Annotated in this window: 22 protein-coding genes and 1 pseudogene; 8 read left to right on the forward strand and 15 right to left on the reverse strand. The window is 57.3% G+C overall.

What is annotated here, in order from left to right; genetic code table 11:
* Positions 1–17: 17 nt before the first annotated feature.
* The 4 genes from FHX15_RS18065 to FHX15_RS18080 form a co-directional block, all read right to left on the reverse strand.
* Positions 18–869 (reverse strand): DUF1365 domain-containing protein, encoded by an 852-nt coding sequence (locus tag FHX15_RS18065; RefSeq protein WP_184399489.1) that lies wholly within the window; start codon positions 867–869, stop codon positions 18–20.
* The gene (locus tag FHX15_RS18070; protein ID WP_184399491.1) at positions 866–2,203 is read right to left on the reverse strand and encodes an NAD(P)/FAD-dependent oxidoreductase; all 1,338 of its coding nucleotides are present in this window, start codon (positions 2,201–2,203) and stop codon (positions 866–868) included. The genes FHX15_RS18065 and FHX15_RS18070 overlap by 4 nt, the downstream gene beginning before the upstream one ends.
* Positions 2,200–3,654, reverse strand: a complete 1,455-nt coding sequence (locus tag FHX15_RS18075; protein WP_210290762.1) for a deoxyribodipyrimidine photo-lyase — start codon at positions 3,652–3,654, stop codon at positions 2,200–2,202. Before FHX15_RS18075 ends, FHX15_RS18070 begins: the two co-directional genes overlap by 4 nt.
* Before the next feature lie 129 nt (positions 3,655–3,783).
* The gene (locus tag FHX15_RS18080) at positions 3,784–4,107 is read right to left on the reverse strand and encodes a hypothetical protein (protein WP_184399493.1); all 324 of its coding nucleotides are present in this window, start codon (positions 4,105–4,107) and stop codon (positions 3,784–3,786) included.
* A 284-nt stretch (positions 4,108–4,391) separates the two neighbouring features.
* Here FHX15_RS18080 and FHX15_RS18085 point away from each other — a divergent pair, with 284 nt between their 5' ends.
* The 3 genes from FHX15_RS18085 to FHX15_RS18095 all read left to right on the forward strand — a co-directional run bounded on the left by FHX15_RS18085 (position 4,392) and on the right by FHX15_RS18095 (position 6,096).
* On the forward strand, positions 4,392–4,979 hold the full coding sequence (locus FHX15_RS18085) for an RBBP9/YdeN family alpha/beta hydrolase (protein WP_184399494.1): 588 nt from the start codon (positions 4,392–4,394) through the stop codon (positions 4,977–4,979).
* 88 nt (positions 4,980–5,067) lie between these two features.
* Positions 5,068–5,631, forward strand: a complete 564-nt coding sequence (locus FHX15_RS18090; protein ID WP_184399496.1) for a methylated-DNA--[protein]-cysteine S-methyltransferase — start codon at positions 5,068–5,070, stop codon at positions 5,629–5,631.
* Positions 5,632–5,706: 75 nt separating this feature from the next.
* Positions 5,707–6,096, forward strand: a complete 390-nt coding sequence (locus tag FHX15_RS18095; protein WP_184399498.1) for a RidA family protein — start codon at positions 5,707–5,709, stop codon at positions 6,094–6,096.
* A 166-nt stretch (positions 6,097–6,262) separates the two neighbouring features.
* On the opposite strand, the gene FHX15_RS18100 is transcribed toward FHX15_RS18095, so the two are convergent.
* The 6 genes from FHX15_RS18100 to FHX15_RS18125 form a co-directional block, all read right to left on the reverse strand.
* Positions 6,263–6,844: an NAD(P)H-dependent oxidoreductase gene (locus FHX15_RS18100; RefSeq protein WP_184399500.1), complete on the reverse strand. Its 582-nt coding sequence runs from the start codon at positions 6,842–6,844 to the stop codon at positions 6,263–6,265.
* The gene (locus FHX15_RS18105) at positions 6,841–8,250 is read right to left on the reverse strand and encodes an FAD-binding oxidoreductase (RefSeq protein ID WP_184399501.1); all 1,410 of its coding nucleotides are present in this window, start codon (positions 8,248–8,250) and stop codon (positions 6,841–6,843) included. Before FHX15_RS18105 ends, FHX15_RS18100 begins: the two co-directional genes overlap by 4 nt.
* Before the next feature lies 1 nt (position 8,251).
* Positions 8,252–9,565 carry a cytosine deaminase gene (locus FHX15_RS18110; RefSeq protein ID WP_184399503.1) on the reverse strand — a complete coding sequence of 438 codons (1,314 nt, stop codon included), beginning with the start codon at positions 9,563–9,565 and terminating at the stop codon, positions 8,252–8,254.
* The gene (locus FHX15_RS18115; RefSeq protein WP_184399505.1) at positions 9,565–10,419 is read right to left on the reverse strand and encodes an ABC transporter permease; all 855 of its coding nucleotides are present in this window, start codon (positions 10,417–10,419) and stop codon (positions 9,565–9,567) included. The genes FHX15_RS18110 and FHX15_RS18115 overlap by 1 nt, the downstream gene beginning before the upstream one ends.
* Positions 10,419–11,243: an ABC transporter ATP-binding protein gene (locus FHX15_RS18120; protein ID WP_184399507.1), complete on the reverse strand. Its 825-nt coding sequence runs from the start codon at positions 11,241–11,243 to the stop codon at positions 10,419–10,421. Before FHX15_RS18120 ends, FHX15_RS18115 begins: the two co-directional genes overlap by 1 nt.
* 67 nt (positions 11,244–11,310) lie before the next feature.
* On the reverse strand, positions 11,311–12,327 hold the full coding sequence (locus tag FHX15_RS18125) for an ABC transporter substrate-binding protein (protein ID WP_184399508.1): 1,017 nt from the start codon (positions 12,325–12,327) through the stop codon (positions 11,311–11,313).
* 182 nt (positions 12,328–12,509) lie between these two features.
* On the opposite strand from FHX15_RS18125, the gene FHX15_RS18130 reads away from it, so the two are divergent.
* On the forward strand, positions 12,510–13,460 hold the full coding sequence (locus FHX15_RS18130; protein WP_184399510.1) for a LysR family transcriptional regulator: 951 nt from the start codon (positions 12,510–12,512) through the stop codon (positions 13,458–13,460).
* Here the strand turns inward: FHX15_RS18130 and FHX15_RS18135 are convergent, their stop codons facing one another.
* Entirely contained in the window at positions 13,461–14,258 is a 798-nt protein-coding gene (locus FHX15_RS18135; protein WP_184399512.1) for a creatininase family protein, read from the reverse strand. It lies immediately after the preceding gene.
* A 275-nt stretch (positions 14,259–14,533) separates the two neighbouring features.
* Between FHX15_RS18135 and FHX15_RS18140 the strand changes: the two genes are divergently transcribed.
* Complete coding sequence (locus tag FHX15_RS18140) at positions 14,534–15,193, forward strand: peroxiredoxin (protein WP_184399514.1); 660 nt, start codon at positions 14,534–14,536, stop codon at positions 15,191–15,193.
* 308 nt (positions 15,194–15,501) lie between these two features.
* Here the strand turns inward: FHX15_RS18140 and FHX15_RS31785 are convergent.
* From FHX15_RS31785 to FHX15_RS18145, 3 genes and pseudogenes are all read right to left on the reverse strand, one after another.
* Positions 15,502–15,650: pseudogene (locus tag FHX15_RS31785) on the reverse strand (nuclear transport factor 2 family protein); the annotation flags it as partial.
* Between the two features lie 133 nt (positions 15,651–15,783).
* Complete coding sequence (locus tag FHX15_RS31030; protein WP_246778989.1) at positions 15,784–16,011, reverse strand: hypothetical protein; 228 nt, start codon at positions 16,009–16,011, stop codon at positions 15,784–15,786.
* 166 nt (positions 16,012–16,177) lie between these two features.
* Positions 16,178–16,498: a helix-turn-helix transcriptional regulator gene (locus FHX15_RS18145; protein WP_184399515.1), complete on the reverse strand. Its 321-nt coding sequence runs from the start codon at positions 16,496–16,498 to the stop codon at positions 16,178–16,180.
* A gap of 970 nt (positions 16,499–17,468) precedes the next feature.
* Here FHX15_RS18145 and FHX15_RS18150 point away from each other — a divergent pair.
* From FHX15_RS18150 to FHX15_RS18160, 3 genes are read left to right on the forward strand one after another with little or no spacing between them, the layout of a single operon-like run.
* On the forward strand, positions 17,469–18,506 hold the full coding sequence (locus FHX15_RS18150) for a radical SAM protein (protein WP_184399518.1): 1,038 nt from the start codon (positions 17,469–17,471) through the stop codon (positions 18,504–18,506).
* Positions 18,496–18,717: a hypothetical protein gene (locus FHX15_RS18155; RefSeq protein ID WP_184399520.1), complete on the forward strand. Its 222-nt coding sequence runs from the start codon at positions 18,496–18,498 to the stop codon at positions 18,715–18,717. The genes FHX15_RS18150 and FHX15_RS18155 overlap by 11 nt, the downstream gene beginning before the upstream one ends.
* 60 nt (positions 18,718–18,777) lie before the next feature.
* Entirely contained in the window at positions 18,778–19,029 is a 252-nt protein-coding gene (locus FHX15_RS18160) for a hypothetical protein (protein WP_184399522.1), read from the forward strand.
* A gap of 384 nt (positions 19,030–19,413) precedes the next feature.
* On the opposite strand, the gene FHX15_RS18165 is transcribed toward FHX15_RS18160, so the two are convergent.
* Positions 19,414–19,785, reverse strand: a complete 372-nt coding sequence (locus FHX15_RS18165; RefSeq protein ID WP_184399524.1) for a hypothetical protein — start codon at positions 19,783–19,785, stop codon at positions 19,414–19,416.
* Positions 19,786–19,817 lie beyond the last annotated feature (32 nt).

Below are 19,817 nucleotides of genomic sequence, written 5' to 3' on the forward strand. Positions count from 1 at the left end.
GGCAATTGGGGCGAACGCTAGATTCGTTCCGCAGCTTCTGCAAGCTGGCTTGCCGGCTTCACGCTGACGGGCGGCGGAGGCGCTGGCCGGCGAAAATAGACAGCGCCTTTCAGCCACAGGTTCAGTGCCTCCCAATGAATTCCAGCCATGATCTTGATGGTCAGGAAGGGAATGGCCGCAAGAAGATATCCCAGCGTCCGGCTTGTCAGCGGCTTTTGCTGCCCGCAGAACGTCGCTGCAAGAAGAGGGCCTTCTAAATCGGTCTCCAGTATGCGCCAGCGGATTTCGCGCCCTGGCGGCAGCATGCGGAAATGATAGCGCATGCCCGTGCCGATGAAGGGAGAGACATAAAGGAGCTTGTCGCAGGTCTGGCGAATGCCGCTTTCTGAGATTTCATCACGCTCGACGGGGCAGACATAACTATGCCGCTCACCGAAAGTGTTGCGCACCTCATAGATGAGCGCGGTCAGCACATCCCTGTTGTCGTAGGCATAATAGACCGAAAGCGGATTGAAGACGTAACCAAAGATACGCGGATAACAGACGAGCAGGACCTTTGCCGGTCTCTCGACGCAGGCCTCGGCGAGGAGGCGGTCGGCATGGGAACGCAGGCTCTCGCCTTCCGCGTGATCCTTCTCATGGAAAGAGACGAGGTTGCCCCTGTTGACCGAAAACAGCGCCGACAGTCTGCCTGCCTCATCAAGCCGGTCGAGATCGATAGACATTGAAAAGACCCGATACCGGAAGCGATGGCCGAACGGCTTCATGCGCTGATGCATCACATTGCCCAGATAAAGCACGGCCGGCGCGTTTGGCGGAGGGCCGTTTTGCGTCAAGCCGACGCCGTGCCTTGCGAGGAAAACTGTCATGCCACCGGTCCCAGTATGGTTTCAGGGGAGGAGGGCGGGGCGGTCCGCCAGGGCGCGATGCCGCCCAGAGCCTCTGCCGCCGCAAGACCGGAGACGAGTCCATCCTCGTGGAATCCATATCCGGTCCAGGCGCCTGCGAAATAGCAATTGTTTCTTCCTTGGATGGCAGCGATTGCGCGCTGCGCAGCCATGGAATCCGTCGAAAACTGTGGATGTTCGTAGGTGAATTCCGCAAACACCTTGCGGCTCTCCGGTTCGCGATCCGGGTTCAGCGTCACGAAAAGCGGGAAGTTCGCATTTATGCCCTGCAGCCTGTTCATCCAGTAGGTCACCGCCACACCGGCCTTGCCGTCAGCATGGCTGGAGCGCAGATAGTTCCAAGATGCCCATACCTTGCGCCGCCTCGGCATCAGGCCGGCGTCACGATGCAGCACCACGCGGTTAGGCTGGTAAGGGACGGCAGCAAGCAATCGCTTTTCCTGATCGGTCGCGTCGATCAGTAGTCGTGCTGCCTGATCGCTGTGGCAGGCGAAGATCGCCTTATCGAAGAAAGCCTCGCCGCCGGCTTCGTCGATGAGGGTGACGCCGAGCTCCTTACGGACCACTCCGCGCACTCCGCAGCCAAGTCTCACCTTGTCGCCCAGCGGTGACAGAAGCCGTTTCAGATAGTTGCGGCTGCCGCCGGTGACGGTGCGCCACTGATGCTGGCGACGGTAGATCAGCCGGTGATTGTCGAAGAAATTGACGAAATGATCGGCGGGAAATTGCAGCATGCGTGCTGATGGCGTCGACCAGATCGCCGCTGCCATCGGCACCAGATAGTTGTTGGTGAAACCGGGCGAGAAGCCGCGCCAGTCGAGATAATCGCCGATCGAGCGCGAGGCGAGATGCCCAGCTGCCCGATCTTCCAGACAAGTCCGGTTGAAGCGCAGGATCTCCCGGATCATCCAGAGAAAGGAGGGGCTCAGCAGATTGCGCTTCTGCGCGAATATCGATGACAGTCCGCCGCCGCTCCACTCCAGCCTGCCCTGATCGAGCGACAGGGAAAAGCTCATGTCGCTGGCATGCGTGGCAACGCCCAGGCCCGTAAAGAGGGCGGTCAGATTGGGATAATTGTGCTCGTTATAGACGATGAAACCGGTGTCGACTGGAATGCTCAATCCGTCGTAATCGACATCGACCGTTGCCGTATGGCCGCCCGGCCGGACATCCTTCTCGTAGAGCGTCACGTCGTGGACAGGGTTGAGCGCCCAGGCGGCGGATGCACCCGATATGCCCGACCCTATGACGGCGACCTTGAGGCGGCGCGGCAGCGGAGGAACGTGTGCGTTCATGCTGCATCCTTTATGGCATTATAGACCTTCAGCGCCCGCCGGCGCGCCGTGGCATGATCGACGATGGGTTGGGGATAGGTTTCGCCAAGCGTGATACCGGCTTTTTCAAGCACGCTCGCGGGTGCCTCGAATGGCCGGTGGATATATTTGTCCTCCAGCTTTTCGAGCTCGGGCACGAACTGCCTGATATAGCTGCCGTCCGCATCGAATTTTTCGCCCTGCAGAACCGGGTTGAAGATGCGGAAGAAGGGAGAGGCATCGGCGCCTGAACCTGCTACCCATTGCCAGCTGGCCGCATTGTTGGCCGGGTCCGCATCGACGAGCGTGTCGCGGAACCAGGCTTCGCCTCGACGCCAGTCAACCAGAAGGTCCTTGATGAGAAACGAAGCTGTGATCATCCGGACGCGGTTATGCATCCAGCCATGGCGCCAAAGCTGGCGCATACCTGCGTCGATGATGGGATAGCCCGTCTGGCCGTTGCACCAGGCATGGAATCCATCCTCATCCTGTCGCCAGCAGAAACCGTCGAAACTGTCGTTCCAGTTGGCGCTTGCAAGTTTGGGAAAATGGAAGAGCAGGTGGTAGGAAAACTCCCGCCATGCCAGTTCCTTGCGAAAGCGTCCGATATCGTCGGATGGGATGCTGCGGGAAAGACCCTTTGTCGCCTCCCAGATACGCGCTGGCGAAATCTCGCCGAGTGCCAGATGCGGAGAGAGCAGGGACGTTCCTGCCCTGCCGGGGAAATCTCGATCAGCCGAATAACCTGAAAGACCGTTTTCGATGAACTCCTGGAGCTTTTGCTGGGCAGCCGCTTCGCCTGGCGTCCACATCTCGGGGAAGGACTTCGCCCAGTTCGGCTTGTATGGGAGAAACTTGAATGAGGCGAGTGTTTCCGACACGGGAACCTCTTTGGGGAAGCGGAAATGTTGAGGCATGTCGACAGGCGCTTCGGGCTCTCCATTTTGTTCGAGTGCCTGCCAAAACGGCGTATAGACGCGATAGGGCGTGCCGCCTGATGTCTTGAGTTTCGTCGGTTCATGCAGGAGCTGGCCGCCGAAGCTGCGCACCTCGATTGCGTGCTTTTCGAGTTCATGCTTGAGGCGCGCGTCGGTTGCTACGCCGGGCGGATCGTAACGACGGTTCCAGAATACCGTTTCCGCACAGCTTCTCCTGATAATGTCGCCCAGCGCGTTTCGGGCATGGCCGCTGGCTAGGACGAGCTTGCCGCCACGTTGTCTGAGGGCGCCATCGAGCGCATGCAGCGAATGGTGCAGCCACCAGGCCTGCGCAGAGCCGAGCGGACAGTTGCCGTCTTCGCCATGTTCGTGAATATAAAGCGGAATGATCGGCCGCCCCGATGCGCACGCCGCATGAAGAGCCCTGTTGTCGTCAAGGCGTAGATCCTTGCGAAACCAGATGATTACCGGCCTTGTACCAATATCCCGTACCAATGGTTACTCCCTGTCCTGCCTCTCCAGTCTGTTACGGAACTACGAGGCAATCGGATCAGGAGTTTCACGAGGCACGCATGAAAAAGGCCGGTCAAACCGGCCTCTCTCGATGACCAGGTCTTTGCCCGATCAGTTGTCGTGTTCGCGGCACGCCTCGCTGATGGAAGCACCGCTTTCACCGCCGCGGGTATCAACGCCGGTGTTCTGCTGCGGCATTCCGGGGCAATCGATGGCCTGACCGCCAATGCTCTGTGTCGTAGTCGGGTCTACAGGGCTTACAGGTACCGGATGAATACCATTGCTGTCACTCGTATAATCCGACGAGTAATTGCCCGAGCCTGCGTCCGTGGAGCCGCCATTGGTCGGGCCGACAGTATCGGGATTGGACTGGGCAAATGCCGCCGACGCCATGCCGATGGCAAGCAAGGAAGCGGCGATGAGGGATTTACGCATGGGAGCTATCCTCCTTCGATTTTCATCTTTGGTGACATTCCCCTAACCCACGAGGCGATTGCTTGTTCCGAAATTTAATCGGAGCGGTTGAGACAACGAGCATGTCCTCCGCTACACTCACCTATTCGGTGAGTGGCTACTTCTGATCCCGCGATGGATTTTCCAGCTTTCTCTGGGCTTTTGGAGCTTCATTTCTTTAGTCCATAATATTTATGGATAATTCTGACGCAGATGCATCGCGGCAGGTTGCCGCGCATCCGCCAGGAGATAGCCAGGAGATAACAGTGACAAAAATCCTGATCGTGCCGGGCCTGTTCGGTTCCAACGAGGGGCATTGGCAGCGTTATTGGCTTGATGATGTGCCCCAGAGCCGGCTGATAGAGCAGGGCGATTGGAACCATGCCCGTCTCGATCACTGGATGGAGCGGCTGGAACAGGCGCTGCTGGAAGCTGGAGACGCTTACATCGTTGCCCATAGCCTCGGCTGTATTCTCACAGCCAGGCTCGCCGACCGGCCACTGGCTCGCAGGGTCAAGGGAGCGCTTTTGGTTGCCCCTTGTGATCTCCCCGCGACGGAGCGATTGCATCCCGGTTCGCTCGCCTTCGGCCCTATGCCGACAAACCCGCTTCCTTTTCCGAGCCTCACCGTCGGCAGCCTCGATGACAAGTACATGTCGCTCGACCGTCTGAGCTTCTACACCCGCCTCTGGAAAACCGAGGTCCGCAACATTGGTCTCGCAGGTCATATCAATATTGCCAGCGGTTTCGGCCGCTGGACCGGCGGCTATGCATTGTTCGATGTGGTGAAAGGCAAGGCGAAGGCAAAAAGACCGCAGATATCCATGCTCGCTGAGACTGCCGCATCGGCATGACGCTTTATCGGGACGTGCGCAAGAAACGGGTTGAACTTAAGCTTCCATGGTACGATTCTAATGCCTGACGGAATATGAGGGCTTCACCATGGCTCAGAAAGTGCACCAGTACCTGATCTTCGAAACTGCCGGCGGCTTTTGCGGCATTGCCTGGAGCGATGCCGGCGTGACGCGATTCCAGCTGCCGACGAAAAGTGCCGAGTCGACTGAACGCCTGCTGTTGCGTCGCCTGCCGGCCGCAGAACCAGGCACGCCGACATCGCAAATTCTGGAAGCGGTTGCTGCGGTAAAGCGCTACTTCGAAGGCGAAGAAATCGATTTTTCCACAGTAGCCGTCGACCTTGACGGTCAGGACGCATTTTTCCGGGATATCTATGCAGCCGCACGCCGCGTCGGCTGGGGTCGTACGACGACTTATGGGACGCTGGCGAAGGAGCTCGGCGCCGGGCCGGAAGCCGCACGAGATGTGGGCCAGGCGATGGCGAAGAATCCAGTTGCGCTCATCATTCCCTGCCATCGGGTGCTTGCCGCAGGCGGCAAGATCGGCGGCTTTTCGGCGCCCGGCGGTTCAACCTCCAAGCTTCGCATGCTGGAGCTGGAAGGCGTTCATGTCGGCCCGCCGCCGCCTGCCCAGCAATCCCTCGATTTTTGAGGGCGCACAGCAAGCGAGTACTTGGAATCTGCAGAAATAGCTCGCTATAAATCTTTGTCTGTAGCGAGGTTTTTCATGAAGAAGATTTTTAACCCGCCATCTGTCCGTCGGCCCTTCGGAAATTACAATCACGGCCTTCTCGTGCCGCCGGGCGCGTCCTTGCTGGTCACGTCAGGTCAGCTCGGCATCGGCCTCGATGAAAAGATTCCCGAGGATGTGACGGGCCAGGCCGAGCTCTGCTTCGAGGCGATCAAGGCGATCCTTGCCGAGGCCGAGATGAGCTTTGCCGATGTCATCCGCATTTCCGGCTTCGTGACGAAGCGGGAAGATTTCCCAGCCTATATGGCAGTGCGCGACCGGTTCACGCTCGACCCGAAACCTGCCTCGACCCTCATCATCATCAACGGCTTTACCCGGCCGGAATTCCTGGTCGAAGTGGAAGTAACGGCTGCGAAGGTTTTCTAAGGTTCGATCGCAAGCATCGCCGCGATACGGCCGCGCCGCTCAATGGCGTGGCAGCATGCATGCAAGCCGCTTCCTAAACGTCGCAATCTTCAGATTCGCTTGCCAGCGTTTCAGCGCTTGTTTTCGCATCTCGCTGTTGCAGACGGCTGCGCATTTTTGCACGACTTTAGAAGCGCTCCATCGCGCTCTTCACCTTCGCGAGAAATGCTGCCCGCGTCTCCGGGGTGCAATTGTTCATGTCGTAATGGGCGAGAAAGGTGACTGGCTTGAGCGGATTGATCTGCGCCCGCAGAACCCGCTTGACGATCTTTTTCGGTGGATTGCCGGCAACGAAGGCGCGGAAAGGCGTCGCGCCATAGGTCAGCACCGCCCCAAGCTTCTTGATATGCCGCAGGCGGGATTCGACCTTGCCGTCCACGAGCGCGAAGGAAACGCCGGGAAGCCAGACCCGGTCGAAATAGCCTTTCAGGATCGCCGGGAAACCGAAATTCCAAACCGGTGTGCAGATGACCAGCGCCTCGGCCTGTTTCAGCCTCTCGACATAGGGTTTTACCAGCGAAATATTGTCGGGATAGTCATGATAGACGAGCCGGTCGTGCCTCGAGAGAACGGGGTCGAAATTTTCCGCATAGAGGTCGCACGCATCCACCTCATGTCCGGCTTTGGCGAGGCTCTCCAGCGTCTGTCTGTAGAGCGCCTTGCCGTAGCTTTCCTCGACCGGGTGCGAGTGGACAACCAGAACCCTCATGAGGCCTCCATGACGGCCGCAAGACCGGGGAAGAGATAGTTCTTGCCGGCGTTGAAATCGAAATTGGGGTTCTCCCAGGCGATCATCTTGCCGGGGTTCAGCAGCCCCTTCGGATCGGTCTCGTGCTTGAAGGCGAGCTGCACCTTGTCGGTACGCTTCATGCCGCCTTCTTCCAGTGTATAGCGGTGTGGGTTGAAGATCGGGCAGCCATGGTCCTGATGGATCTGGATGATCTCTTCCAGCCGCTCCTCTGTCGTGTAGCGCACCAGCGGCAGGCCCGAGCACTGGATCTGCCCGTCGAACTTGATGAATTCGAGATGGCCCGGCACCTCGTCGCCGAAAATCTCCACCATCTTCTGTACCTTGGCGACATGGTCCGGCCCCGGATACTGCACCTGCAGATAGGTGAAGGTTGGATCGACCTTGAGCGCACGCAGCGTCGTATGGTTCCAGGCAAGCTCATAGGCGTGCGGAATGCCGCGCATGCTTTCGACCTTGTCGGAGCGGAATATGATCTCGCCCCTCTGCGCCGCCGTGAAGGCCAAAAAGGCATCCATTGAATGCGGCGCGATCATCAGCACGACGACCGACTGTCCCTGGCGGATATAGGGCTTGTGGCGGGTGAAATAGTCATACGGGATGGGTGCCGCAATCGGCGCGATTTCCTTGACGAGAATGCCGTTGCATTTTGCCAGCGCGTCGGAGAAGCGCACCGCGTCCATGAAGTCGTCGTAGCCGACCAGAACATCCACCCAGTCATAGGCGGGCGCGAGCGGCATCTCGATTTCCGTGATGATGCCGTTGGTGCCATAGGCATGGCTGACCTTCTGCAGGTCCCAGCCGGTAAGATCGAGCACCCGCGGCTCCGCCTCCATGGTCACGACCCGCAGGCGCAGGATATTGCCGAGGTCGCGCAATCCGCCCCAGGTGATCGAACCGACGCCGCCCGAGCCGCCGGCAATGAAGCCGCCGACCGTCGCCGTCTGCGCGGTTGATGGATGAAAGCGCAGCTCCTGGCCGGAATGCGCCTTGGTCTGCTTGTCGAGCTGGGCAATCACGATACCGGGTTCGCAGATGATACGGCCCGGATGGATTTCCTTGATCTTGTCCATGGCCGCAAGGTTGAGCACGATACCGCCAGACAGCGGCATGGCTTGGCCGTAATTGCCCGTACCGGCGCCACGTGGGGTGACGGGGACGCCATGGGCGAAGGCGACTTTCAGCGTCTGGATGACTTCGGCCTCGTTCTTCGGCGTGACGATGATATCGGCCGTCACATTGTCGAGCTGCGCTTTCAGGATCGGCGAATACCAGTAGAAATCGCGGCTCTTCTGGCGGACGAGCGCCGGATTATCCTCGATCGCGATGCCTTCGAGTTCTTTTTTGATTTTCTGATAATCGGCCATCTCAGCCTCCAACGACGCTATCGAGTTCACGGTAATCCGGCAGGCTGCGGTCGATCACCTTGCCGCGGCGAAGCACGACGCGGTCAGACTGCGGACGGGAAAGGAATTCGCTCCAGCGCCTTGCGCTGAAGAGCACGAGATCGGCAGGGCCGCCGACCGCAATACGGCCCATCTGCGGCCTGCCGACGATCCTGGCCGGTGACGTCGTGACGATACGCGCTGCGCTATCGAGCGGATGATCAAGATGCAGGATGCGCACCGCCTCGCGGAACACTTCCACCGGATCGAGATCGCCATAGGCATAAAAGGGATCGCGCGTATTGTCGGAGGAAACGGCTGTCTCAACGCCGGCAGCTGCCAGCTCCTTGAAAAGCGTGACGCCACGCCAGCGCGGTGTCCGCCCAGAGTACCGGTCCTGCAGGTACATGTTGCACATCGGCAGCGAGATGATCGAGATCCCCGCTTTGTAAACCAGTTCCACCGTCCGTTGGGCAGTATCGTCATCCTGCCGGGCAAGCGAGCAGCAATGACCTGCCGTCACCTTGCCTTCGAAGCGGTTGCGCAGAACGGCTTCGGCAATCACCCTCAATGTCTCCGCGCTCGGATCATCCGTCTCGTCGACATGCAGATCGACATCGAGACCATTCTCCGCCGCTGCCCGCAAAAGCGTATCGAGCTGCCAGTCGAGCGTTGGTCCCATCCTGGTGACACCGCCCAGCAGCCCGCCCCTGTCCTTCACGACAGCAACGAGATCAGCGAAAAATACCTCATCGACCATGTTGTCCAGCGGGAAGAGAGCGACCGCCTGCAAGGCAATCTTGTCTTTCCATTCCTCCCGGATATCAGCAAACACCTCGAAGGAAATACGGTGCTGGGGAGCCAGCGAATCCAGATGTGTCCGGATGAGGCTGGTGCCGTGCGCAAAGGCCGAGCGCAGCGAGAATTCCATACGCTTTCGCACATCGGCGGCCGACCAATTGGCTTCGCGGTCTCTGCCGACCGCCTCCAGTGCGCCGATGAAGGTCCCATCGGGATTGGGCTTGCGCGGCCAAATATGGCCCTTGTCCAGATGCGTATGCACATCGGCAAAGCAGGGCCAGACCATGCCTTCTTTCATGTCGGACTTGGCAAATTCCACCGGCGCCGTGCCTGGTGGCAGGATTGCCGCGATGAGACCATCCGCAATCACGATATCGGCTTTAACGAGCCCCTCGGTTGCGGCAGCCGTATAGCCGGCGGTGGAGACCGCCGGAAGCGTCGCATTAGCGAGCACGAAGCGGCCTGCATTGGGGGGAGACATGAAGGAATAGGTCATCAGTTCTCCCGCTTCAGGCTGCTTTCATGCCAGCGATGCAGGCTGAGCCATGAAATGAAGGAGGTAATGGCGAAGATCGCGACGCCGAGCATGGAGAGCATGAAGAGCGCGGCGAAAAGGCGGGGAATGTTCATGCGGTATTGCGATTCCAGCAGACGGAAGGCGAGGCCGGAGCCGGCTCCTGCCGACCCTGCAGCGAACTCCGCAACCACGGCCGCGATCAGCGCGAGACCGCCGCCGATACGAAGCCCGGTCATGAAATAGGGTTGGGCCGCCGGGATCTTCAGATAGATCAGCGTCTGCCAACGTGAGGCGCCGTAGAGTTCGAAAAGGTTGATCAAATTGTGATCGACGCTCTTCAGGCCCTGCACCATGTTCGAGAGAATCGGAAAGAAGGCGACGAGGAAAGCGCAGATCAGAAGCGCCACCTGGGTCGAAGGCGCATAGATGAGGATCAGCGGCGAGATTGCCACGATCGGTGTCACCTGCAGAATGACGGCGAGCGGATAGAAGGCGATTTCGATCCAGCGCGATTGCACCAGGAAGATCGCAAACCCGACGCCGCCAATCAGCGCCAGGACAAGCGATATGAGGGTGATCTGCGTGGTCACCCAAAGGGCAGGGGCAAGCGTATCCCAGTCGCTGATGAAAGCTGCGGCCACGGCGCCGGGACCTGGCAGGATATAGGGCGGAACGCCCGACAGCACGACGTAGATCTCCCAGATGAGGATAAGTACGCCGATCACCAGAAAGGGCACGGCGATGCGCAGTGCCAATTCACGCCTCTTTGCGTTGATCGGAGCGGGAACGGACAGGGGCACGGTCTCGCTTGTTTCGATGCTCTCGACGCTCATCAATGTTCCTCCGCTCCGCCTATCGCCTCGATCAGCGAACGCGATGCAGTCTCGCAGGCCAGACGGTATTCTTCAGAGGTTCGGTAATGGGAATCCCGCTCGAGGCTTGTCGTTAGCGGAAAATCCGCATGAACACGGCCCGGCCGCGCCTTCATCACCACGATCCGGTTGGAGAGGTAGGCGGACTCGAAGACGGAATGCGTCACGAAAATCACCGTAATGCCCGTCGTTTTCCAGAGCCGCAAAACGTCGTCGTTGAGCTTCTGGCGGGTGATTTCGTCGAGCGCTGCAAAGGGCTCGTCCATCAGCAGCAGTTTCGGGTTGGTCACCAACGCACGAGCGATGGACACGCGCATCTTCATGCCGCCGGAGAGTTCCCGTGGATAGGCATCGGCGAAATCCTGCAGGCCGACGGTCGCGAGGACTTCCATGATCCGATCCTTGGCTTCCGCCTTGGAAACGCCGCGCAGTTTCAGCGGCAGGAAGACATTGCCGAAAACAGTCTTCCAGGGCATCAGCGTCGGCTCCTGGAAAACGAAGCCGATATCGCCTTCCGGCAGGCCCTTCGAATTGATGCGCGAACTTGGCCAGTCGATCTTGCCGGACGTGGCGCCGCCAAGACCGGCGATGATGCGCAGGGCGGTGGATTTGCCGCAGCCGGAAGGGCCGAGAAGGCTGATGAACTCGCCGCTTTCGACTGTCAGCGACATGCCCGAAAGCGCGATCGTGCCGCTGGAAAAGACCTTGGAGACAGACTGCATGACGACCAGCGGCCGCTTGCGAATTTCCCTCGAAGGTGCCGCCTTGGTTTCGGCTAGGGACATTCTCTCGCTCTTTTATCGAAGGGGATGCAGCCCGCCGCCGTCAAGCGACGGGCCTGCCTTGGGGGGCTTATTTCTTCAGCGATGCGCCCACGTTCTTGCAGACGAATTTCGTTGTGAAGGCCTTGGTGTAGTCGGTGTCAGCCTTGACGACCTTGATCGCCACCATCTCGTCAAAGAATTTCTTGTAGTGAGCGTCGGTGATGCAGCCGATGCCTTTGTCCAGGCCTTCACCGGATTCGACAATTCCGTATTCCTTCAGCTTGGCGATCGAATAAGCGATCTGGCCATCCGTCATTTCCGGATTGTCTTTCTTGATCAGCGCATTGGCCTTGCTGTTGTCGCCATAGAGGTAGTTGTACCAGCCCTCGATCGAGGCATCGACGAAACGCTGCACGACATCAGGCTTGGTTTCGACCATCTGCTGCGTCGTTGTGATCATCGTCGAATAGGGCGAGTAGCCGTTATCGGCGAGCAGAAAGACCTTTGGCTCCCAACCGGTCTGCTTCTGGATTTCATAGGGCTCCGAAGTCAGATAGCCCTGCTGGGCCGATTGCTTGTCGGCAAGGAAAGGACCCGGGTTGAAGTTGTAGGGCTTGAACTGTTCGTCCTTGAAGCCTTTAAAATTGGCCTTCATCCATTCGAAATAGGTAAGGTAGCCGTCCTTGCTGAGGAACAGGGTCTTCAGCTTGGCGAGATCCTCGAACTTGTCGATGCCGGCATCGGGATGAGCGATCAGGATCTGCGGATCCTTCTGGAAGATCGCAGCGACATCGACGAGCGGAATGCCTTGCTCGATGGCTGAGAGTTCACCCTGCGGTCCACCCATGTAGAAATCGATCTTGCCAGAGATCAGCAGCGCATTGTTGGCGGCATTCGGGCCACCCTGAACGATGGAAACGTCGAGGCCATATTTGGCATAGGTTCCGTCAGCAACCGCCTGATAGAAGCCGCCATGTTCGGCCTGCGCCAGCCAGTTGGTGCCATAGCTGACCTTGTCGAGCGCATAGCCGGGCATGCTGGCGGCAAGCATGCCGCCAAGCCCAAGAACTGCAGAAAATACGGATGTTTTCAAACTGTTGGACATGGCGACGTTCCCCTTCTGGTGCCTTGGAAGCTCGTTTTCGGCTTCCGATTTTCTTCATTTGAACGATTGCGTCGCTCTTTGAAAAGCAGCAAAATTCGTGCGCAGTGATGCCTTTTTGGCATCTCAAAATATTCTGTGCCTAAATCAGGCGCTGTGCCCAAAAATGGTGCAATGAGGTCGCAATGCTGCACTCTAGAAAGCTTCTTTACATTAACGAGATCGCCCGCACCGGCTCAATTCGCAAGGCAGCAGCGCGTCTCAACGTGGCTTCTTCGGCCATTAACCGGCAGATTCTGGCATTAGAGGAGGAAATGGGCGCACCGCTCTTCGAGCGCCTGCCACGCGGCCTTCGCCTGACCGCCGCTGGTGAACTCTGCATCGAGCATATTCGCGAGGTTCTGAAAAACTATGAGCGGCTGGAAGGGCGCATCAAAAGCCTCAAGATGCAGCAGGCCGGCAAGGTGCGGCTAGTAACGACGGTCGGTCTCGCCTCAGGGCCGTTGCCTGAAATCATCGCCCGGTTCCAGTCCGAGCATCCGCGTGTCTTCATCCAACTGCGCAACGATGCCGGGACGATGACAGTCAATCCGGTGCTGTCTGGTGAGGTCGATATCGGCCTCGGCTTTAATATTCCCGCCACACCCGGTATCCGCACGCTCGGTAATTTCGATATCCCGATCGGAGTCATTCTGCCGCCCGGTCATCCCCTGATCGGACCAGGTCCAATCAGCCTTGCCGATGTGGTGCAGGAGCGGCTGGTGCTCGCACAGCAGGGCACCAGTCTGCGTGAGGTCATCAATCTCGCGATGGCAAGGCTTGACATCCCTGTCGAACCGGTTCTGGAGACAAACGCTTCGGAAATGCTGAAGAAACTGGTCAAATGCGGCGCAGGGCTATCCATGCTGAACCCGCTCGACGTCATCACCGAATGTCGTCAGGGTGAGTTGGTATTCCGTCCGATTGCCGAGCCGCACAGCCGCCATCAGCCGATGAAGCTTTTTGCCCGCGCCCGCGCGCCGCTCGATTCCGCAACCAGCCTTTTCGCCGAATACCTGCTGGCCGAACTTGCAGGCCTCGTGCAGGAACTGCAGACCAAGGGGCACATCCCGCTCGAGCGGCCAGTTGTCGCGTGATTACTGCGAATAAAGGTTGGAGAGCGGATAGCGCTTCAGGTCATGGAGAAGCTCGATAAAGCCCTTAACCTGGTGGCGGCAGATCGCTTCACCCTTTTGCGCCGTTCCCTTCGAGGCATCGCCAACGACGCCGTTCGGATTGAGATCGTGAGCGATCCAGGCTAGCGAATGCGGCGGAAGCGGCTGGATATAGCGGGATTGCTCGCGCATCCATTCGGCCTTCGACGCGAAATTCTGAGCCTTGTCCATCCGCACCAGCTCCGGCCGGAAATATAGCATCAGCGATGTCTCCACTTCGCCGCCATGAATGCCGTAGCGCGTCTCGTGTTCACTGATCATACCGTCAGGATTGCCGAACCGGCCCCACTGGGTAGAAACGACCGCCATCTGGTAGCGTACGCGCAATTCGCGGGCGACGATGCTCATGATATCGACATTGCCGCCATGCGAATTGACGATGACGAGCTTGCGCACACCGGCCTCCGCTACCTTCGCACCGATCGCGGTCCAGACCGGGATCAGCAGTTCGGCGCTGAGGGAGAGCGTACCTGGACCATAGACATGTTCGTTGGCCTTGCCGATCTCCTGGGTCGGCAGAACGAGGATGTCCAGCTCGTCGGGCCGTTGTCTGCGCAGTTCCGCCAGCATTCCATTGGCGATCGCCACATCGGTTGCGATCGGCAGATGTGGGCCGTGTTGCTCGGTCGATGCGATCGGCAGGATAGCGATAGTCGTGTCGGTTGAAAGCGCGGCAAAATCATAAGTGTTCAGTTCATTCCAGTAGAATGGTGTCGCCATCGCCGCTTCCCTCTTTGCTAATTGTCATCAGTGAGTAGGGAATAATGCGGCATGCGAAAAGCATCGATTTGTGCGCGCGCCGCTGCCTTTTTGAGCGCATCATATCCGAGCTCTATGTCACGCCATCGTTCCCTGCGGGAAATAATATTCCGCCGCCGCCCATTTCCTGGAAGGCTTTGGTTTGACCGCGCTCGGCACAAGTCTGTAGATAGTCACCAGCATGCGGCACGTCTGCAAGTATTCAAGATAAACGATTGGCAACAGGAGGGCCGACTATGAGCTTGCGCATCAACGATATCGCTCCCGATTTCACCGCCGACACCACCCAGGGCCCCATCCAGTTCCATGACTGGATCGGCAATGGCTGGGCCGTCCTCTTCTCGCATCCCAAGAATTTCACGCCAGTCTGCACGACCGAGCTTGGCACGATGGCCGGCCTCGAAGGCGAGTTCAAGAAGCGCGGCGTCAAGATCATCGGCATTTCCGTCGACCCGGTCGAAAGCCACGCCAAATGGAAAAATGACATCAGGACGGCGACCGGCTTCGATGTCGAATATCCGCTGATCGGCGACAAGGACCTCAAGATCGCCAAGCTCTATGACATGCTCCCCGCCGGAGCCGGCGACAGCTCCGAAGGCCGCACGCCGGCCGACAATGCCACCGTGCGCTCGGTCTTCGTCATCGGCCCGGATAAGAAGATCAAGCTGATCCTAACCTACCCGATGACGACGGGCCGCAATTTCAACGAGATCCTTCGCGCCATCGATTCCATCCAGCTGACCGCCAAGCACCAGGTCGCGACGCCGGCCAACTGGAACCAGGGCGACGACGTCATCATCACCGCCGCTGTTTCTAACGAAGACGCTATCGCTCGCTTCGGCTCTTTCGATACGGTTCTCCCCTATCTCAGAAAGACCAGGCAGCCGTCTGCGTGAATGCGCTTCCGCGCGCTGACATTGCAGTGGAAATCAAAAGACGCCCCTGTTTTGGGGCGTCTTTCTCCAGCTTGGCGTAAAATAGGTGTCCTAGCCGGATGGGCTTTTTTCATTCCCTATTTGCTGGAAGTGATGCTCGCGTAGGCGAGACCGGCTGCGAAAAACGCGAATGCTGCGACAACGCCGGCCACAATGATAATGGTATCTGTTGGCATAGTAATCTCCGTTGCTTTCTACGGGAGATTACGTCGCTTTCAGCTCTGATCGTTTGAGCGAGATCAACTCCTGCCGGGCTATTCAAGGCGACGTCACGCGGGCCAGAAGTCGTTGAATACGACTGAATCGAAGAAGGCCGAGGCACGAACGATGCGGTCGTCGCGCATGTCGAAGAACCAGGATAGGTATTGGCGAATGCTTGCCGTCGCCGGCGACCGCGAGCGTCGAAAAACACGATTACTAACAACGATTATAACGGTGCCGCCGGCACGAGTGCCGAAAGCATGTTTCAAGTCTCCTCAATGTCGTGGTGTGGCCTGGTGGGCCAAAGTGGAAGCTATTGACTTTCGAGATCGGTCAAGTGCGGTTGAGCGTCATGAATACGCGCCAAAGGCCAAGAGAAGTGCGCCGACTGCGATAAGGGCAAGGGCTTGCCAGTTTTGCGATATTCCGAGAAACCTGATGCCTTGGTGTTGTGGTTCTAGCGTGGGCCCGCCTCGGGGCATTTGATGCGGATCGCTCGATCTTCGACGAAGCGTCGATGAAAAGAAAAAAAGTAGTCCGCCGATTATAAGAGCGGCACCGATCAAGATAGCCCACATTGTAGCCTCCGCTAGTGACAAATGTCTCAGAAACCAAACTCGGACCTGATAGTTCCGCCTTAGCTGGGGCGCGAGGTTGGAAAGTGAGAATGTCGCGTCAACCCAATAGGTACCGTTTTCTGCCGCTCGATAAGCAGACCTTATCGTCGACGATTATGGACAGCGACTAGCCACCGGCGCCGGGCGGTGCGTCATTGGTCAAGTGTTCCTCATACTGCACGGTCTGTGACTCGTCGACGTCGATCGATGAGACGACTGGCGAGGAAAGGCGAACGCCAGGACCGCCGGATCCGGAATAGTTGCCGTCAAGGAATCGGACGCCGGCCGCTTCGAGTGTTGTCTTAATGTCCATTACCGTTCGCTCTTTCAGCTTCTCGCCGGCCTCTAGGCGCGAAATCGTCGCTGGAGCAACCTTCGCCAAGGCGGCCAGCTCCCGAACTCCCAAGCCGAGAGCAACGCGCGCCATCTGACACTGCACCGGATACATTGTATTACCTCGTTATTAAAACGTGAGCTATTGGCACAGCGTACTCAAATTAGAGCAAATTATCCAACGAGGAACCCCGCATGCATCTTTGATTACGAGATTGGGCAGACATTTTTTAGCCTGCACTGGAGAAGACGGATCGTTTCTGGCCGCACGCAGATAATAGATGTAAAGACGAATATTGCGTCCAGATCATCGGTTCCGGCTGCAAGCCGTTGCGCGTATTCGCGCAGGAGATCAGCGCTGACGCCACGCGCACCCTATAGTTTCGATCCCGTCGCCTCTGAGCAGGTCGGGCAAGCGGCGGAGCTCAGAAGTTCGCATGTCAGCCGGCGTCCTCGTGGCGCCGGTTCCTTCAGCCGGTGGCGGCCGGCTGCCTGCGCGTCGTCGAGCCGCATCTGCTGGCACCCCCATATCATGCCACCACCAGCGCGCCCGTCCGCCTCACCAGCTGGCGGGTAGATTTTTTCGGCAGCAGGTTACCAACAGGAGTCGAACCGCAAAAATGCGTTCCAAAAATGGGAAGGGGAAGTGGGGGAAGAAAGCGCCTGCTTCGGATTATTCAACGAAAACAGGTGCTTATCTCTGAAGCTGGCCCCCCCGGGGCCGGAGGGAAGCTAGGTTTCGAACCGCATGAAAATAGACAAATATAACAGATACTTAGAAGATATATTCGCCTTGTGTGACGGGCGCGTTTAGGACTTCGCGTGTCTAGAATTTAGTACCCTAAGTACTATCCCCTCAGTTCCTTTAGGAAGTTCGAGCAAAAGGGCAAAACAAGAGGGTATCTCGACGCTGTTAAATCCAAAACGCTTGTTACTCAAATGCATAGCCATCCCCATGGTTCGCGAAGCTCGCCAAACGCAAGACACGCAAAGAGAGTCAATACAAATTAATACAACTGCCATTGATAATTGCAGTGAAACATGCAATCCTAATTTAGAACAATAAAAGTAATTGGGAGGGCGCCGTGCAATATCCCCGGTGTACGGTTGGTTTTGTTTACAATGAACCGTGTCCGCTGAAGTGTGATTTCTGCTGTCACACTGCGGAAAATGTCGGATCCGGTCGCCTTACACCAGCGAATGTTGCGCCGATACTCATCGCGTATGCCAAAGATACTCGTGTGACGAGGTTCGCCTTCACCGGGGGAGATCCCTTTGTTTATGTGAAGGAAATCACGGAAATCATGGGGCAGGCTCGAGCGGCGGGGGTTCGCCAACCATTTCATATTGTAACTTCCGGCTACTGGGCAAAAAACGATGAAGTAGTCGAACGCCTTTTGAGCGAGTTAGCAGCGCTACAAATGGACATGCTTTACGTAAGTTATGATCTTGAGCATCAAAAATGGGTCGCACCCGAACATGTATACCGTATCGAACGGGCGTGCGAGAGGCATGGTATCTTGTTGTCCGTCTACGGGGTTTTCTGGGCTCCAGGAACAAGTGTAAGAGATTTGTTGCCAGAGCTTCGCACCAACCATGTCAATGAAAACTACGTCGCCCCGATCGGGCGTGCGAAGCCCCAACACGACCGAATTTATCGAGGCTCCGATGAGAGCACAAAATATTCATGCGGTCGACCACAAGACTATGACATAACTATTTACCCCAACGGTGACACGTATCCGTGCTGCTCCGGAGGGTTTAACAAAGAAGCTGGACTGCTCCTTGGAAATTCGTTCGCGGATGATCCGGAGGACATAATTAGGCGTTGTTTTAGCCACTTCTTCGTTACTGTTGCGAAGGAGATTGGTTTCAATAAACTCTATGCTCGCCTGGAAGCTGATGGGCGTCAGATCAAAGGACTTCCCGCCTTCAAAGACGTCGCGTCCGTCTGCGAGATATGTTCGTTACTGCACTCTAACAACGAAATCATGAATGACATTGAACCAACGCTACAAGCGATGGAGGTCGAATACTGCCTGCAGCGGTTCGCAGCAATTTCCGAGTTAGCCGCCGGTGAAGAGCCGCCCCGGCCAAAAGTGGAGGTGGAGCGTGCAAATTAACGTTACTAACCCAGAAGTTATCGAAAAGTTGATGAACGACCAGAACTTTCGCAAGAGTTTTTTGGCCGACACAAAGAAACTTTTAGATGATGTTGGCTACACGGTTGACGAGCGAACGTTAACGTCAGCAATCGAAAAGCAGGTGGGTGGTGTGAAGGCATTGGGTGGAGTCAAGGCCGCCTCTACCTTTGCGATAATCACCATTTTCTGAAGCACTAACTCGACGGTCGACGTGCGATCAATCGGGCGTCGACCCACTGGAGAAGTTCCCATGGCGACAGAGCTTACTGACGAACAAGCGAAACAGTTGAAGAAGGAATTCGAGTCTTGGGACACCAAGGTCACTCCAAGTGCCCCATCTAAAACCAATCTAACCTCAGCCTCCTTTTGCAGCGATTGGGCTGTTGCAAAAGGCGTCTTGGAATTCATCGCTTCTCTGAGTTTGGTCCCCAAGTCCGTTAAAGATGCCATCGGTATCGTCATCCGAGCAGGTGATACGGTCGCAGGTATAATCTGTCCATAGCGGAGTTTGTGATGTGGCACCTCATAATTACGGTATTGTTTTACGGAGATCCTTCGACGGCGACCTTTAATGCAGCCTTGGAGAGTGTCGCATTCAGCAGTAAAGCGAAGTGCGAGGCCGCTCGGGTAGGCTATCGCAAGGAACTAGGACCGATCGCAAAAGCGGTTGAGCAGGAAGTCGAAGCCGAGAAACAAGTCGGCCAGATCAAAGGAGCCACAGGACTTCTAGTGTCAGCGATTTGCGTAGCTCAATAGGCGCAGTATTCGCCCTCATCGGTTTAGCCGAGCTTTTTGGGGGCAACATGCCCCGACAAAGGCCCGAGAAAGATTCCCGAAAAAGATCTGTTTGTCGCGCTCGGCGCAGCGACGGCCCGAGGTATTCCCATCAATCCTTTGAAGCAAACATGGGGTTGAAATCGTCGGCCGTTTTATACTCCCCGCGAAGCTCGCTCTTCACGGCTTCAAGATTATAGCCAGCCAATTTTGGATCCAAGGTATAGCTAGGCTCGTCGACGTAGGTCTTTTTGGCGATCGCCTCGATATCAGAGATAGGTGCTTTCTCAATGAGACCGGCTGCACGAAGTATCTCTGTGTGGAACAGGCCGCGAATGAAATCTTGGTTTGCGAGCCGGTTAAACGCATGCTGCCAAAAGCCGCTCTGGTCACGCAGGCGTGCCTGCTCCAGCTCCTCAACTCTCCCTTTCAGGGCATCGATATCTTCAAGGGCTGTTGCCAGCGCCTGCTCGGTGTTGATCATGCGAATCTCCTCTTTGGTGGTCGAGTGTCGTC

Origin of the sequence: Rhizobium sp. BK650 (genome assembly GCF_014195325.1) — a bacterium.
Classification (GTDB): domain Bacteria; phylum Pseudomonadota; class Alphaproteobacteria; order Rhizobiales; family Rhizobiaceae; genus Rhizobium.

What these genes read in the sequence shown, in the direction of transcription:
- FHX15_RS18065 (WP_184399489.1), bottom strand. Translation starts at nt 869, where the DNA reads ATGACAGTTTTCCTCGCAAGGCACGGCGTCGGCTTGACGCAAAACGGC.
- FHX15_RS18070 (WP_184399491.1), bottom strand. Translation starts at nt 2,203, where the DNA reads ATGAACGCACACGTTCCTCCGCTGCCGCGCCGCCTCAAGGTCGCCGTC.
- FHX15_RS18080 (WP_184399493.1), bottom strand. Translation starts at nt 4,107, where the DNA reads ATGCGTAAATCCCTCATCGCCGCTTCCTTGCTTGCCATCGGCATGGCG.
- FHX15_RS18090 (WP_184399496.1), top strand. Translation starts at nt 5,068, where the DNA reads ATGGCTCAGAAAGTGCACCAGTACCTGATCTTCGAAACTGCCGGCGGC.
- FHX15_RS18095 (WP_184399498.1), top strand. Translation starts at nt 5,707, where the DNA reads ATGAAGAAGATTTTTAACCCGCCATCTGTCCGTCGGCCCTTCGGAAAT.
- FHX15_RS18100 (WP_184399500.1), bottom strand. Translation starts at nt 6,844, where the DNA reads ATGAGGGTTCTGGTTGTCCACTCGCACCCGGTCGAGGAAAGCTACGGC.
- FHX15_RS18105 (WP_184399501.1), bottom strand. Translation starts at nt 8,250, where the DNA reads ATGGCCGATTATCAGAAAATCAAAAAAGAACTCGAAGGCATCGCGATC.
- FHX15_RS18110 (WP_184399503.1), bottom strand. Translation starts at nt 9,565, where the DNA reads ATGACCTATTCCTTCATGTCTCCCCCCAATGCAGGCCGCTTCGTGCTC.
- FHX15_RS18115 (WP_184399505.1), bottom strand. Translation starts at nt 10,419, where the DNA reads ATGAGCGTCGAGAGCATCGAAACAAGCGAGACCGTGCCCCTGTCCGTT.
- FHX15_RS18120 (WP_184399507.1), bottom strand. Translation starts at nt 11,243, where the DNA reads ATGTCCCTAGCCGAAACCAAGGCGGCACCTTCGAGGGAAATTCGCAAG.
- FHX15_RS18125 (WP_184399508.1), bottom strand. Translation starts at nt 12,327, where the DNA reads ATGTCCAACAGTTTGAAAACATCCGTATTTTCTGCAGTTCTTGGGCTT.
- FHX15_RS18130 (WP_184399510.1), top strand. Translation starts at nt 12,510, where the DNA reads ATGCTGCACTCTAGAAAGCTTCTTTACATTAACGAGATCGCCCGCACC.
- FHX15_RS18135 (WP_184399512.1), bottom strand. Translation starts at nt 14,258, where the DNA reads ATGGCGACACCATTCTACTGGAATGAACTGAACACTTATGATTTTGCC.
- FHX15_RS18140 (WP_184399514.1), top strand. Translation starts at nt 14,534, where the DNA reads ATGAGCTTGCGCATCAACGATATCGCTCCCGATTTCACCGCCGACACC.
- FHX15_RS31030 (WP_246778989.1), bottom strand. Translation starts at nt 16,011, where the DNA reads ATGTGGGCTATCTTGATCGGTGCCGCTCTTATAATCGGCGGACTACTT.
- FHX15_RS18145 (WP_184399515.1), bottom strand. Translation starts at nt 16,498, where the DNA reads ATGTATCCGGTGCAGTGTCAGATGGCGCGCGTTGCTCTCGGCTTGGGA.
- FHX15_RS18160 (WP_184399522.1), top strand. Translation starts at nt 18,778, where the DNA reads ATGGCGACAGAGCTTACTGACGAACAAGCGAAACAGTTGAAGAAGGAA.
- FHX15_RS18165 (WP_184399524.1), bottom strand. Translation starts at nt 19,785, where the DNA reads ATGATCAACACCGAGCAGGCGCTGGCAACAGCCCTTGAAGATATCGAT.